The organism is Microbacterium keratanolyticum, from assembly GCF_016907255.1.
Classification (GTDB): Bacteria; Actinomycetota; Actinomycetes; order Actinomycetales; family Microbacteriaceae; genus Microbacterium; species Microbacterium keratanolyticum.
In genome coordinates this window covers 2,337,186-2,350,426 of the sequence record NZ_JAFBBQ010000001.1, presented here as the reverse complement: position 1 = coordinate 2,350,426, position 13,241 = coordinate 2,337,186, and the positions used below count along the sequence as shown (strand labels likewise).

General features: G+C 67.1%; 10 protein-coding genes and 1 tRNA gene. 7 read left to right on the top strand and 4 right to left on the bottom strand.

Annotation, left to right across the window (positions count from 1 at the left end; genetic code table 11):
* Positions 1-39: 39 nt before the first annotated feature.
* From JOD62_RS11350 to mscL, 3 genes are read left to right on the top strand one after another with little or no spacing between them, the layout of a single operon-like run.
* Complete coding sequence (locus JOD62_RS11350; RefSeq protein WP_204939383.1) at positions 40-636, top strand: 5-formyltetrahydrofolate cyclo-ligase; 597 nt, start codon at positions 40-42, stop codon at positions 634-636.
* Positions 637-666: 30 nt separating this feature from the next.
* Complete coding sequence (locus JOD62_RS11345) at positions 667-942, top strand: FmdB family zinc ribbon protein (RefSeq protein WP_204939382.1); 276 nt, start codon at positions 667-669, stop codon at positions 940-942.
* Positions 943-965: 23 nt separating this feature from the next.
* Complete coding sequence (mscL, locus tag JOD62_RS11340; RefSeq protein ID WP_204939381.1) at positions 966-1,382, top strand: large conductance mechanosensitive channel protein MscL; 417 nt, start codon at positions 966-968, stop codon at positions 1,380-1,382.
* A gap of 219 nt (positions 1,383-1,601) precedes the next feature.
* On the opposite strand, the gene JOD62_RS11335 is transcribed toward mscL, so the two are convergent.
* Positions 1,602-5,324 (bottom strand): AAA family ATPase, encoded by a 3,723-nt coding sequence (locus tag JOD62_RS11335; protein WP_271171518.1) that lies wholly within the window; start codon positions 5,322-5,324, stop codon positions 1,602-1,604.
* Between the two features lie 157 nt (positions 5,325-5,481).
* Here JOD62_RS11335 and JOD62_RS11330 point away from each other — a divergent pair, with 157 nt between their 5' ends.
* Positions 5,482-6,027 (top strand): methylated-DNA--[protein]-cysteine S-methyltransferase, encoded by a 546-nt coding sequence (locus JOD62_RS11330; protein WP_204939380.1) that lies wholly within the window; start codon positions 5,482-5,484, stop codon positions 6,025-6,027.
* Positions 6,028-6,075: 48 nt separating this feature from the next.
* On the opposite strand, the gene JOD62_RS11325 is transcribed toward JOD62_RS11330, so the two are convergent.
* Both JOD62_RS11325 and JOD62_RS11320 read right to left on the bottom strand, forming a co-directional pair.
* Positions 6,076-7,704 (bottom strand): solute symporter family protein, encoded by a 1,629-nt coding sequence (locus tag JOD62_RS11325; RefSeq protein WP_204939379.1) that lies wholly within the window; start codon positions 7,702-7,704, stop codon positions 6,076-6,078.
* Positions 7,701-8,048 (bottom strand): DUF485 domain-containing protein, encoded by a 348-nt coding sequence (locus JOD62_RS11320; protein ID WP_204939378.1) that lies wholly within the window; start codon positions 8,046-8,048, stop codon positions 7,701-7,703. The genes JOD62_RS11325 and JOD62_RS11320 overlap by 4 nt, the downstream gene beginning before the upstream one ends.
* A gap of 133 nt (positions 8,049-8,181) precedes the next feature.
* On the opposite strand from JOD62_RS11320, the gene JOD62_RS11315 reads away from it, so the two are divergent.
* The 3 genes from JOD62_RS11315 to JOD62_RS11305 all read left to right on the top strand — a co-directional run bounded on the left by JOD62_RS11315 (position 8,182) and on the right by JOD62_RS11305 (position 9,630).
* Positions 8,182-9,030: a LuxR C-terminal-related transcriptional regulator gene (locus JOD62_RS11315; protein ID WP_239526651.1), complete on the top strand. Its 849-nt coding sequence runs from the start codon at positions 8,182-8,184 to the stop codon at positions 9,028-9,030.
* Between the two features lie 103 nt (positions 9,031-9,133).
* Positions 9,134-9,478 carry a histone-like nucleoid-structuring protein Lsr2 gene (locus JOD62_RS11310; protein ID WP_204939376.1) on the top strand — a complete coding sequence of 115 codons (345 nt, stop codon included), beginning with the start codon at positions 9,134-9,136 and terminating at the stop codon, positions 9,476-9,478.
* Positions 9,479-9,553: 75 nt separating this feature from the next.
* A tRNA-Arg gene (locus tag JOD62_RS11305) sits at positions 9,554-9,630 on the top strand.
* 9 nt (positions 9,631-9,639) lie between these two features.
* Here JOD62_RS11305 and JOD62_RS11300 read toward each other — a convergent pair.
* The gene (locus JOD62_RS11300) at positions 9,640-13,197 is read right to left on the bottom strand and encodes an efflux RND transporter permease subunit (protein WP_204939375.1); all 3,558 of its coding nucleotides are present in this window, start codon (positions 13,195-13,197) and stop codon (positions 9,640-9,642) included.
* Positions 13,198-13,241 lie beyond the last annotated feature (44 nt).

Sequence of the window (13,241 nt, the reverse complement as noted above, 5' to 3'; positions counted from 1 at the left end):
GCTCAGCCTAGCCCGTGGGCCCGACGTAGACTCATTGGCATGTCCGATGACATCGACAATGAGAAGCGTGCGCTCCGCGCGGAGATTCGCGAGCGCCGACAGCTGCTCTCGGAGTCGCAGCGCGAGTCGGCCTCTGTCGGCATCGCCGCACAGCTCGATGAGCTGATCAGCGCGCACGGCGCGCAGTCGATCTCCTGTTATCTGTCGATGATGACCGAGCCCGGAACCCGTGAGTTCCTCGCGACCGCTGTTGCCCGTGGCATCCGCGTGCTGTTACCGATCACCCGCGCCGACGGACTGCTCGACTGGGCCGTCGCCGGCAGCATCGACGATACGATCGTCGGCGCCTACGGTCTCGACGAGCCGACCGGCGAGGTGCTCGGACCGATCGCGGTCGGCGATGTCGATCTCATGATCATTCCCGCCGCAGCGGTCGACGAAGCCGGCATGCGCCTGGGGTGGGGACGCGGCTACTTCGACAAGACCCTCGGATCGATGGAGCGCACTCCCCCGGTGTATGCGGTCATCTACGACACCGAGTTCCTGCCCGGCGTCCCCGCCGACCTCCACGACCAGCCCGTCACGGGTGTCGTCACCCCCACCCGAACGCTCACGCTCGCGGCATCCGCGCGCTGACTCACCCCGCACAGAACGCAGAGAATCACCATGCCCACCTATGCCTACCGCTGCACCGCCTGCGAGCACCGCTTCGACGCCGTCCAGAGCTTCTCCGACGCCGCACTCACAGAGTGCCCCGAGTGCCATGGCGCGCTGCGCAAAGAGTACGGATCCATCGGCGTGACCTTCAACGGCTCCGGCTTCTATCGCACCGATTCGCGTGGCACTGGTGGCAATTCGAGCGTCGCTTCGGCATCATCGAAGTCTGAGTCGAAGAGCAGCACCAGCCCGGCGCCTGCCTCGACCGGCACCTCGACTTCCTGAGGTTCGACGTCAAAGGAGGACCCGTGTTCAAGGGTTTCAAGGAGTTCATCGCCCAGGGCAACGTCATCGACCTGGCCGTGGCCGTGGTCATCGGCGGTGCATTCACGGCCATCGTGAACGCGGTCGTCGCCAGCATCATCAACCCGCTCGTCGCGCTCTTCTTCCAGGCGGATGAGGCGGGCAAGTTCGGCCCCACGATCACCAACATCTACGGCGATCCCGTCACGTTCCCGCTGGGCGACCTGATCTCCGCGATCATCAGCTTCCTCGCGGTCGCGCTCGTGGTCTACTTCGTCTTCGTTCTTCCCATGAACAAGTGGAAGGAGCACCGTGCCGCCAAGATCGCGGCCGGCGTCGAAGACGAAGAGGTCGTCCCGAGTGAGCAGGAGCTGCTCATCCAGATCCGCGACCTGCTCGAGAAGAACCAGGCCCGCAGCTAAACACGTCCCGCGCGGCGCGCTCAGTAGTGGGGCGGAACCTCATTGCGCAGACGCGCATCGTTCGGCCCGGAAGCGGCTGTGTCCTTCGCACCGGCGGAGGATACAGCCGCTTCGTCGTTCTCACGCGCAACAGCCGGCTCCGGCTCTGAGCCGGCAACAGGGGTCAGCTTCGCTCGACGAGAGCCTGCGACACGCACGATCCGCTGACGCGGCTCGGACTCAGTCATCGTTCGACGGCACCGTCGCGATCGGCTGCGTGTCTGTCTCGGCGGGAGGCGCGGACGCGGAGATGCCGAGGACCTCGGCGATCCGACGCGCGACCGAGGCCGGGTCGCTGTACAGGTCGAAGGCGTGCACACGGATGTAGTGCCAGCCGAGTCGGCGTAGCACCTGCGGACGCAGACGCAGCGACTCACGCAGCGATTCGCCACGAGACTCGGGATCCGCTTCGATCACGACCGCCTTGCCCTTGTGCTGGGCGACCAGTGGCAGCAGACCCCGGTAGTCGACGTCGACGGACGCGCCGAGGCGACGCAGTTCGCGGGCGAGAGCGAGCGTGAGCGGATCGGCGAGATCTTCCAGACGCGCCTCGCGGGCCCGTGCGGCGAGTCCCCCGAGGATCGACATCAGGGTGGCCGCCCCGTGCGAGAGCCGGCCGTCGTCGAACGACGAGGGGCGGATCGACGAGACGATGACCATCGAGCGACGCGCGCGCGTCATGCCGACGGTGAGCAGACGCTCCCCGTCCGGCGTCGAGAGGTCGCCGAAGTCGCTCAGCACGCGACCGTGCTTCGTGAGACCGAATCCGAGCGAGAACACGACGCGGTCGCGGCTCTCCGCCACCGACTCCTCGAGCGTCAGGACGGCGAACGCCTCGGGCGTATCGCGGCCCACGAAGTCTGCGACGTCCGCCCGACCGGCGAACGCCTCGGTGACGGCGGCGAGAACGCGCTCAGAGTGCCGGCGGCTCGCCGTGATCACCATGAGCGACTCGTTGGGGCGGTGCACCGCATGCTCGACGACAAGCGTGACGACGCGGGCGACCTCGGCATCCGGGCTCTCCACGGCCCCCGAGACGGGGTCAGGAGTTCCGGTGCCGCCCTCGACGTAGTCGACGGTCAGGCTGCCGCGCCCGAGGTATGAGCCCGCCCAGGGCAGTGAGACGATCTCGCCGCCGTAGAACGCGTCGTTGATGAGTTCTGCGAGGTCTTCGCCACCGGCGCGATAGCTGCGAGTCAGTGTGACGATCGGAAGGAGCTCCGCAAGACGCTCGAAGGCGGAGACGGTATCGAAGGCCGTCTCGCTCTCCCACTCCGGAGACGCGACGGTGGCGACCTCGAACGGTGTCGGCCGCTGCGTGACCGGGTCCCCGATCGCGACGACCTGGCGGGCACGACGGATCGCCGGCGTCGCCTCCGCGAGGTTGATCGCTGCGGCATCCACCAGCAGCACCGTGTCGAACTCGACGCTGTCGGGGATGTCGACGACGTGGTACGGCGAGGAAATCCAGACCGGCGCCAGCGCACGCATGAGGGTGGGAGCGGCGCTGACGATCTCTGCCGTCGAGGCGTTGCCCTCGGTCAGCGCGCGCCGGAGGTTCGCCGCCTCCTGCTTCTCGTCGACGATTCCGATGCGCCACTGCCCCGCGAGCTGCCAGGCGAGCAGGGGGCCGGACTCCGCCGTGTGGGCGTCGTCGACGAGTCGGAAGTCCTTCTCCAGCCGATCGACGACGGCAGTGTTCGCACCGAGCAGTGCGCGGTTCTGCTGCAGCGAGAGTTCGAGGAGCGACTGCCACCAGGCGAACTCCAGCTCTTCGCCGACGCGGTCTTCTGCGACATGCCGCACCGACAGATCGACGAGCAGCGGCTCCAGGCCGAGTCCCGCGAGTTCATCGCGGATCTGCGCGCGCTCGACGAGGTTGTCGAACACATCCGACTTCGCCGCGAGCCCGGCGAGCGTGCGGACGAGGCGCGCGACCGGAAGCGTCGCGAGAGGCTCACGCCGCCCGAGGGCGGCATCGAGTTCGGCGAGCTGCGCCTCCACGTGCTGCCACGCCACCTGCACATCCGCCAGACCCAGCGGCACCTCAGGGGCGACACCGGCGTTGACCAGACGCTGCCACTGCGTGCGCTGCATCTGCAGACGCGTCAGCGCCTCATGCATGTCACTGACGTGCGCGCCCGGGCGGACGTACTCCTTCGCGAGGCGACGCAGACGCCGCCTGTTCGCGCCCGTCATGTTCGGCGCATCCCGACGGGAGCCGTGCGCCTGGATCAGCTCCCCCAGAGGGCGCTCGAAGACGGTCGGACTGAAGCGGTCAAGTGAGTCACGAATACCCTGCAGAAGCCGCAGATAGTCGCCCAGCTCGCTGATAGTCGAGAACGGTCGCATATGCGTCTGCGCGACCATCTCGTAGCCGCGCTCCAGCAGTGTCGGGACGCTCGTGCCGTGAAGACGCTCGGCGAGGGCGTGCGCAGCGCGCGCCGCATCCGTCGAAGAGAACGTGACCCCGTACCAGGGCGAGTCATCCGGTCCGAAGCGGAACTCGCCCAGTCGTGCGGCGAGCGCGAGCGCCTCCGCGGCGCGGGTGCGGTCGCCGGCAAGCCGTGCGAGCGCCTGCCGATCGAGGCGCGCGGTCGTCGTGGGCGGCGTCTCCAGCGACGCCAGACGGGTGAGCACCCGGGTGGCGTCGAGGACAGAGGCCTTGAGCTGCGGATCACGGTCGACCAGCGCACTGCGATAGTCCCGCAGAACCGTGCGCAGACGCACGAGCGCCTCGTCGATCTCCGCGAGCTTGGGGGCCTTCGCCTTCTCGTTGCGGCCGATCGCGCGCACGAGGTCGCGACGCACCGTCGTCGGCGAGACAGCGAAGCCGTCGAGACCGATGCCGCTGAGCCGATGCCGGACGCCGTCGAGGGTCGAACGGCGAGCCGAGACGATCAGCACGCGCTTGCCCGCGCGGACGAGCTCGCCGGCCGCATTGATCACAGTCTGCGTGCCACCGGTGCCGGGCAGCGTCGCGATCGTCAGAGAGTGACCGGCGGCGATCTTGGCGAGGACCGCTTCCTGCTCGTCATCCGCGTCCAGCAGCAGGTTGTCGGATGCCGGTGCGCGATCGTCCGGGCTGATGATCGTCGGTGTCTTCCGCGGCGCCGTGACCGCCTCACGGTCGGCGGCGTGGCCGGCCAGAGCGTTCAGAAGCGTGTGGTCGAGATCGTGCGCGTCCCGTGCCATCGCCGCCCCCACGTCCGCGAAGGTCGAGACGACGATCCGCGGCTGCACCGAGAAGGTGTCGATGGACTCGGTCGCGGCACGAAGCTGGTCAATCGCCGGCTGCGGCTTGAAGATGCCGCCGTCGTACGCGAGCGCAGCGAGCGCATCCGGATCGATCGTGATGCCGAAGTGCTCACTTGCAATGCGCACGAGCTCGGGGTTCACGAAGAAGCCGCTGTGCAACTTCAGCTCGAAGTCGGAGTGGTGCCGTCGAATCGCCAGCGGTCGCAGCAGCACCGGTGCCGCATATGAGCGACCGCCGAGCTTCCATGCAGCGAGACCGACGGCGAGGTGCACGGCTTCGATGCCCCGCACAGTGCGCAGCTCGGTGTTCTTCGCGGTGATCCGCTCAGCGGCCAAGCGGGCCGTGCGCAGGCCGACCTCGTCACGGAAGAGATTGGAGAGGAGCGTCGAACGGCCGGTGATGAACTGGGGCAGACTGCCCGGGTGCGCACGGGAGATGTCGATCCCCGCCTCCGCCGTGTCGACGTAGCTGATGAGCGGCGAAGAGCCTCCCAGCTCCTTCGCCTCCGCACGCAGACGACGTCGCTCGGCCGCAGCCGCGTGCACGCTGCGCGGAGCGGGCACCTCCACGATCTCGACGTCGGCTGGCGTCGTCGAGGACTCTGCCTCTACCGCTTCAGCGGTCTTTCCGTCACGTCGCCACACATCTAGAGAGTATGCGTGACTTGCCCGGACTTCCGGTAAGGTGAGCGAGTTTCACCCGATTCGTGCCGTTTTCTGCACCGATGAGGCGTTCTCTCGACTTCTCCCCGGACGCGCGGACAACCGCGCCACCTGTGCGGCGCCGACGCAGGATGGATCCATGACATTTCGTTACGACTTCGCACCGACGCCCTTCGGCGACGCGCTGGCCGTGTTCTCCGATGCCGGACTCGTTCGCTTCGACCTTCCCGAGTCCGACTTCCCCGCGACGTGGCTCCTCGACGGCGCCAGTCGGGCGCTGCGTTCCACTCCGGTCGCGGCCCCGGGCGATGCGGCGGCATTGAACGACCTCCTCGACGCCTACTTCGATGGCGAGCCGGTGCGATTCGACGAGGAGATCCCGCTGGATTGGTCCCTCACCGACGGCTTCACGAGGCGTGCCCTCCAGGAGGTCTGCGAGATCCCGTGGGCCGAGACCGCGAGCTACGGCGAAGTCGCCGTCCTCGCAGGCAGCCCGGGAGCGGCCCGCGCTGTCGGCACAGCCTGCAGGCTGACTCCCTTCTCGATCGTGGTTCCCGTGCACCGCGTCGTGCGGAGCGACGGCTCCCCCGGTCACTACGGCGCTCACCCCGAGCGCAAGCGCTACCTTCTCGACCTTGAAGCCGACTCTGCCCGCCAGCGCGGCATCCCCGCCTCGCAGCGGTGAGCCCCGACCTCTCGGTCGGGGCTCACCGGGCACGTCCTCACACGGTCGTCAGTGCTCGACGGCCTTCTCGGCACCGAAGCCGGTGAGCGAGCGCACCTCCATCTCAGCGGCGAGAGTGCGGCTCTCGACGGTCCTGTCGGTGACGGATCCGAGCCATCCGAGGAAGAAACCGAGCGGAATCGAGAGGATGCCCGGGTTCTCCAACGGCCAGATCGCGAAGTCGACATTCGGCAGGGTCGACGTCGGGGACCCCGAGAAGACCGGCGAGAGGATGATGAGCACGACCGCCGCCGTCAGACCGCCGTACATGCTCCACACCGCGCCGCGCGTCGTGAATCGACGCCAGAACAGCGAGAACACGATCGTCGGCAGGTTCGCCGACGCCGCGATGGCGAACGCGAGCGCCACGAGGAACGCGATGTTCTGACCCTGCGCACCGATGCCGCCGAGGATCGCCAGCACGCCGATCACGATGACCGTGCGGCGAGCGACCTTGACCTCGCCGTCCGAATCAGAGACACCGTCGCCGTTCTTGCCCTTCTTCACCACGTTGGCGTAGATGTCATGGGCGAACGACGCCGCAGCCGTGATCGTCAGTCCGGCGACGACCGCGAGGATCGTCGCGAACGCCACCGCCGAGATGAATCCCATGAGCACGGGTCCGCCGAGATACAGCGCGAGCAGCGGCGCGGCGGAGTTCACGCCGCCGGGTGCCGCTGCGATCACGTCAGGCCCGACGAGCGCGCCGGCTCCGTAGCCCAGCACGAGCGTGAACAGGTAGAAGATGCCGATCAGCCAGATCGCCCAGACGACCGAGCGCCGCGCCTCCTTCGCGGTCGGGACCGTGTAGAAGCGCATCAGCACGTGCGGCAGACCCGCGGTGCCGAGCACGAGGGCGAGTCCGAGGGAGATGAAGTCCCAGGGGTTGGCGCCGTACTTCAGACCCGGGCCGAGGATGGCATCCTTCGGATCGGACACCGATGCCGCCACGGCGCTCTCCAGCAGCGTGTTCAGGTTGAATCCGTTGAGCGCCAGGACCCAGATCGTCATCGCCGCCGCACCGCCGATCAGCAGGAACGCCTTCACGATCTGCACCCAGGTGGTGCCCTTCATGCCGCCGATCAGCACGTACAGGATCATCAGCACGCCGACGATGGCGATGACGAGCGACTGGCCCAGCTTGTCGTCGATGCCGAGCAGCAGCGACACGAGTCCGCCGGCACCGGCCATCTGGGCGAGCAGATAGAAGAAGCAGACCGCGAGCGTCGTGATCGCCGCCGCCATGCGCACCGGACGCTGCTTCAGGCGGAACGACAGCACATCTGCCATGGTGAACTTGCCGGTGTTGCGCATGAGCTCCGCGACCAGCAGAAGCGCGACCAGCCACGCGACGAGAAAGCCGATCGAATAGAGGAATCCGTCATATCCGTTCACGGCGATCGCTCCGCAGATCCCGAGGAAGGATGCGGCCGACAGGTAGTCTCCCGCGATCGCGAAACCGTTCTGGGGGCCGGTGAATGAGCGACCGGCCGCGTAGTAGTCCGCGGCTGTCTTGTTGTTGCGGCTCGCGCGGATCACGATGAAGAGGGTCACCGCGACGAACGCGAGGAACACTGAGATGTTCAGGACGGGATTGCTCTCCATGAGAGTCCCTCCGGCAGCCGACGAGACCATCATGCGCGGGCCTCCTGTGCTTCGAGCTCTTCGCGAATTGCCCGCGCCTGCGGGTCAAGCGTGCGGTTCGCGAAAGCGACATAACCCATCGTGATGGCGAATGTGGTCACGAACTGCCCCAGCCCCAACAGCAGGCCTATGGTGACATCGCCCCACACGCGCTGCGCCATGAACTCCGGCGCGAATGCCGCGAGCAGCACGTAGGCGAAGTACCAGATGAGGAAGATCGCCGTGAGCGGGAAGATGAACGAGCGTTGATTCCGCTTCAGCTTCTGGAACTGAGGCGACTCCTGCACGCCCACATAATCAATACCTGTCGCCACAGGTTCTCCGGTCGTTTCGGTCATGGGGCCTCCTTGCCACATGGTCGGAAAGTCACCCGGTGCATCGTGCGCATCCGAGTGGTAGCGTCGACGCTACGAATCCGGGGAGCGGGTCAACACTCCCGAAAGTAGGTAGTCGATGTATCCCATGGAAACTATGGGCACCGACGCGCAGCTGTTGTCATACGCAGTACGCGAGCTTGCTCGCCGTACCCGCTTTCCTGTGGCTTTCGGCGGGCTGCTCGACGGCAACTCCGTCGCCGTCACAGCCATCATCGGCAACCGCACGCGAAGCCTCGAGGGCCTGCGTGTGCAGCCACAGCGCGGGCTCGGCGGCCGCGCGATGACCGAGCTGCGCCCCCGAATGACCCACGACTACGGCAGCTCCCAGCTCATCACGCACGACTACGACGGATTCGTCCTCGGCGAGGGACTGCGCACACTGCTGGCCATCCCGGTCATCGTGGGCGGACGCTCCCGTGGGGTCCTCTACGCGGGGGCGTGGGCCGAGACACCGGTGGGCGATCTCAGCACAGCCCCAGCCGTGCAGGTCGCAGAGCTCCTCGCATCGGAGATCCGCGTCCGCGAAGAAGTCGAGCGGAGGATGCGCACGCTGCCGACTCCGGCCACCGCGCCGCCCGCATTGACTCCCGTGCAGCGCGAAGAACTGCGCGAGAGCTACGCCGAATTGCGCAGTATTTCGGCCGCTTTGAAAGATGCGTCATTGAGAGCACGTCTCGCCTCTCTGGAGAATCGTCTGCTCTCCCTCTCCGGCGATACCGAATCGGCGGCCACGCAGCCGGTCACGACAATTCATCTCTCTCCGCGCGAAATCGACGTTCTCGCCTGCGCCGCGCTCGGCCTGACAAATGCGGAAATCGCTGCAGAACTGAGCCTTCGCGAAGGAACGGTGAAGGCCTATCTGGGAACGGCGATGACAAAGCTCGGGGCTTCCACCCGTCATGCCGCCGTCGCGGGAGCGCGCAGGCGCGGACTCCTCCCCTGAACCAATTGTTCAGGTATCTGACGAAAACAGAATTCTCCGATGCGCACGATATTCACCGTGCGTCGCGTTGCGCGTCTCGAATTGCGGCACGTATTGTTGCCGAATGGCACGCAAAATCATTCATCAGCTCGTCGACGATATCGACGGGACCGTTCTTGAGGCCGGAGAAGGAGAAACAGTACATTTCTCACTCGATGGCACCGCTTATGAGATCGATGTGACCGACGCCAATGCACAGGCATTGCGCGATGCGCTGAAGCCCTACATCTCAGCAGGTCGCCGGGCACCGCGCGCGGCGACACGTGCAGCATCCACTCCCGCGAAGCGCGCTCCGCGCAACAACGAGATCGCCGCAATCCGTGCGTGGGCGCTCGACAACGGTTACAAGGTCTCGGAGCGAGGCCGCATCCCCGCCGACATCACGGCTGCGTACGCCGCAGCGCACTGACTCGACGCGACGAGGGCGCCCCGCACCGGTCGATTAGACTGGCGGGGCGCCCTCGTCGTTTCATGCGGACGCAATGCCCTCGTAGCTCAGCAGGATAGAGCAGCCCTCTCCTAAAGGGCAGGTCGCAGGTTCGAATCCTGTCGAGGGCACCACCGATACCGCTACGTCTCGAGCAGTTCCTCCATCTGCACCTCGCTGTCGCGCTGCGCCCGCGCCTGCCGTGCTTCTCGTCGGGCGAGACGGCGCTCGACGGCACGGTCATGGCGCCGCTCGACGAATCCGTAGAGAATCGGCACGAGGATGAGCGTCAGCAGCGTCGACGAGATGAGCCCGCCGATCACCACGATGGCAAGCGGCTTGGAGATGAACACCCCACCACCGGTAAGCCCCAGGGCCATGGGCACGAGCGCGAAGATCGTCGCGGCTGCCGTCATGAGGATCGGGCGCAGGCGCAGACGCGTGCCGTGCTCGATCGCCTCGTCCAGTGTGGCTCCGGCCGCTCGCAGGCGTCCCACGAGATCCATGAGCACGATCGCGTTCGTGACCACGATGCCGATCAGCATGAGCAGACCGATCATCGCCGGAAGGCCCAGCGCCGTATCGGTCAGAAGCAGACCGAGCAACGCGCCGGTGGCGGCGAACGGGATCGAGATCAGCAGCACCAGCGGGCCGCGGAAGCTGCGGAACGTCGCCACCATCACGAGCAGCACGAGGAGGATGGCGGCCAGCATCGCGAGTCCCAGCTGAGCGAACGCCTCGTCCTGATCAGCGCCGACGCCACCGACGACGAAGCTGACTCCCGCGGGAAGCTCGGCCTCCGCGATCGCGTCCTGCATCGCGGCATCCGCGGCGTCGAACGCCCCCTTCTTCGGTTCGATCGTGAGCTCGACCTGCCGCTCCCCGTTGGCCCGCGTGATCGTGGGCGCGGTCTTCTCCTCCGTCACCGTGGCGATCGCCGAAAGCGGGATCGGTGCGCCAGTGATGTCCATGGCCGCGCGCTGCTCCTGCGTGGCGGCGTCCTGCGCCGCGGCGGCATCGGATGCCTCACGCTGCGCATCACGCAGGCTCGACATCTGCGTGTCGATGCCCGCGATCCCGTCCTGCATTCCCGCGATCGCCCCCTGCAGGGCCGCCAGCTGCTCCGCGCGCTCCTGGTGCGCGCGAGCCACAGCCTCCTCATCCAGATCGTCATAGGGGGCCGGCACGATCGGAGCGGCCGCAAGCGCCTGCAACTGCGCGTTCAGCTCCTGTGACTGGCTCACCAACTGGGCGCGCTGGTCGGCGGCATCCGAGATCTGCGAGTTCAGCTGCGATTCGGCTTTGCTGCGCGCCTGCGCCATCTCCGCCTCTGCCTTCGCCGTCAGCTGGTCCTGGGCGACCTTTCGCGCCTCCGCGGTCTGCTGCGGTGTGACCGGCAGCATGAGCGTGCTCAGCGCGTCCGCGGTGTTCTCCATGCCCGGCGTGCGGACGAGGATCGCGTGCTCGCGCCCATCGAGGACGATCTGCCCCACGGTCTGGCCTTCGAGTGCGGCGTGGATGGTCTGTGCGATGCTGCCCGGATCGAATCCGAGGCGCGCCGCCAGCATCTTGTCGAGCTGCACCCGCACGACCGTCTGCTCCCCCTTGGCATCGCTGCGTACCGACTGCACGCCGTCCGCATCCGCGAGGCGCTTCTGCAGCTGGTCGCTCGCCGCGGCGAGCGCATCCGCGTCATTGCCGCGGATCTGGAGTGTCATCGCCCCACCGGCGGCGAAGGAATCCTGTGTGACGACCTGCACGTCGCCCGCATTCTTCACGCTCTTCAGCGCCTTGTCGACATCACCTCGGACCTGCTCGACCGTCGCGCCCTTGGCCAGCATCACGTCGTAGGTGATGTTCATGCGCTCACCGGACTTGGCGACGGGGATGGCGGTGATCACATCACGCACACCCTTCACCTCCGCAAGCGCACGCTCGACGGGCTCGACGACCTCCAGCGGATCCGCCTTCGCGTCCGTCGGCGGCGTCTGCACCAGTTGCAGGGTCTCCGCCCCCGACGAGCCGAGGAAGTCAGTGCGGAGAAGGGAACTCATACCGAGGGTCGCAACGAGGATCACGCTCGCCGCTGCCACGGTGATGATCGGATGGCGTCGCGTCGCCGCGAGCGCAGGCATCAACGCCCCCTGCAGACGATCCGGCCGCGTGTGGATCTCGGCGAGGTCGTCCTCGTGCTCAGCGGATGTCGTCGCATCCTCCGTCGCCGCACCATGCGCCGGCCGATTGCGGAGGAACCAGTACGCGAGCACGGGAACCACGGTGAGAGCGACGAGCAGAGACGCCAGCAGTGCGATCGTCACGGTGATGGCGAACGGCCGGAAGAGCTGACCGGTGAGCCCCGAGACGAGCGCGATGGGCGCGAAGACCGCGACGGTCGTGAGTGTGGATGCCGTGATCGCTCCGGCGACCTGGCGCACGGATGCGACGACGCCCTCGATCGTGAGTGGACCGCTGCCGCGGCGGCGCGTGATGTTCTCGATCACCACGATCGAGTCATCCACGACGCGCCCGATCGCGATCGTGAGCGCGCCGAGCGTGAGCACGTTGAGCGTGTTGCCGCTCCACAGCAGCCCGATCAGGGTGATCAGCAGCGAGAGCGGAATCGACACGGCCGCGATGATCGTCGAACGCCACGAACCCAGGAACGCGAGAATCACCAGCACGGCGCAGATGAGGCCGAGCCCGCCCTCCACCGAAAGGTCCTTGATCGACTGCTCGATGTACGGGGCCTGATCGAACACCGTCACGAAGTCAGCACGCAGCGTCGGTGCGAGTCGATCCAGCTCCGCGTTGACGCCGTGCGAGATGTCGACGACGTTCGCTCCCTGTGCGGGCAGGATCTGCAGCGTGAGCGCGCTCTTGCCGTTCACGCGCGACAGGCTCCCCTGCGGAACCGTCTCAAGGGCCACATCGGCGAAGTCCGCCACTGCCACGACGCCGTCCGCGGTAGCGATCGGCAGCGCCTGGATGTCTTCCACGGAGGCAAGGCCCTGGCCGACCGTCACCGACACCTTGCCATCCGCGCCGGCGACCTCGCCGGCCGGGGCGGTGGCCCCGAAGGCTTGCAGCGCGGCGGGAATCCCCGCCGGTTCCACCTTGAGGCGGGCGACATCCGCGGCACGCAGCGCGATCACGATCCGCTGTTCGTCGCGACCCGCGACCTCCACGCGCTGCACGCCGGCCACGCCCTGCAGCGCAGGCACGACCGTGGTCTGGATCGTCTCGCCGAATGCCGGGTCGTCCTTCGTGCTCGCGACGCTGACCACCATCGCGGGCATGCCGTCCATCCCTCCGGAGAGGACCTGCGATTCGCTGCCGGTCGGCAGCACCGGCTTCAACGCGTCGACTGTGCTTCGCAGTGTGCGCAGGGTCTCCTCGTCGTCCTTGCCGAACGCCCATTCGACCTGGATCAGGCTGCTCCCCGCGCTCGTCGTCGAGGTGACGTTCTTCACTCCGGGGACCGTCATGAGCGCCTTCTCCGCGGGCTCGGTCACGCTGCGCGACATCTCGGCGGAACTCAGCCCGTCGGAGGTGAACGACACAGCCGCCATCGGCACCGTCATGGATGGCATGAGCTCTTGTTTGAGGGCTCCCATCGAGATCAGTCCGAAGAGAGCGACGGCGGCGGTGAGGAGCGCGACGAGAAGGCGATTCTTCACGCTGGCACGGGTGAGAGACGTCATGGGGGCCTTTGCGGTCAACTGACGGGAAGAGGGACCCTTCCAGT

What these genes read in the sequence shown, in the direction of transcription:
- JOD62_RS11350 (WP_204939383.1), top strand. Translation starts at nt 40, where the DNA reads ATGTCCGATGACATCGACAATGAGAAGCGTGCGCTCCGCGCGGAGATT.
- JOD62_RS11300 (WP_204939375.1), bottom strand. Translation starts at nt 13,197, where the DNA reads ATGACGTCTCTCACCCGTGCCAGCGTGAAGAATCGCCTTCTCGTCGCG.
- JOD62_RS11320 (WP_204939378.1), bottom strand. Translation starts at nt 8,048, where the DNA reads ATGACCGAAACGACCGGAGAACCTGTGGCGACAGGTATTGATTATGTG.
- JOD62_RS11345 (WP_204939382.1), top strand. Translation starts at nt 667, where the DNA reads ATGCCCACCTATGCCTACCGCTGCACCGCCTGCGAGCACCGCTTCGAC.
- JOD62_RS11310 (WP_204939376.1), top strand. Translation starts at nt 9,134, where the DNA reads ATGGCACGCAAAATCATTCATCAGCTCGTCGACGATATCGACGGGACC.
- JOD62_RS11315 (WP_239526651.1), top strand. Translation starts at nt 8,182, where the DNA reads ATGGGCACCGACGCGCAGCTGTTGTCATACGCAGTACGCGAGCTTGCT.
- JOD62_RS11325 (WP_204939379.1), bottom strand. Translation starts at nt 7,704, where the DNA reads ATGATGGTCTCGTCGGCTGCCGGAGGGACTCTCATGGAGAGCAATCCC.
- JOD62_RS11330 (WP_204939380.1), top strand. Translation starts at nt 5,482, where the DNA reads ATGACATTTCGTTACGACTTCGCACCGACGCCCTTCGGCGACGCGCTG.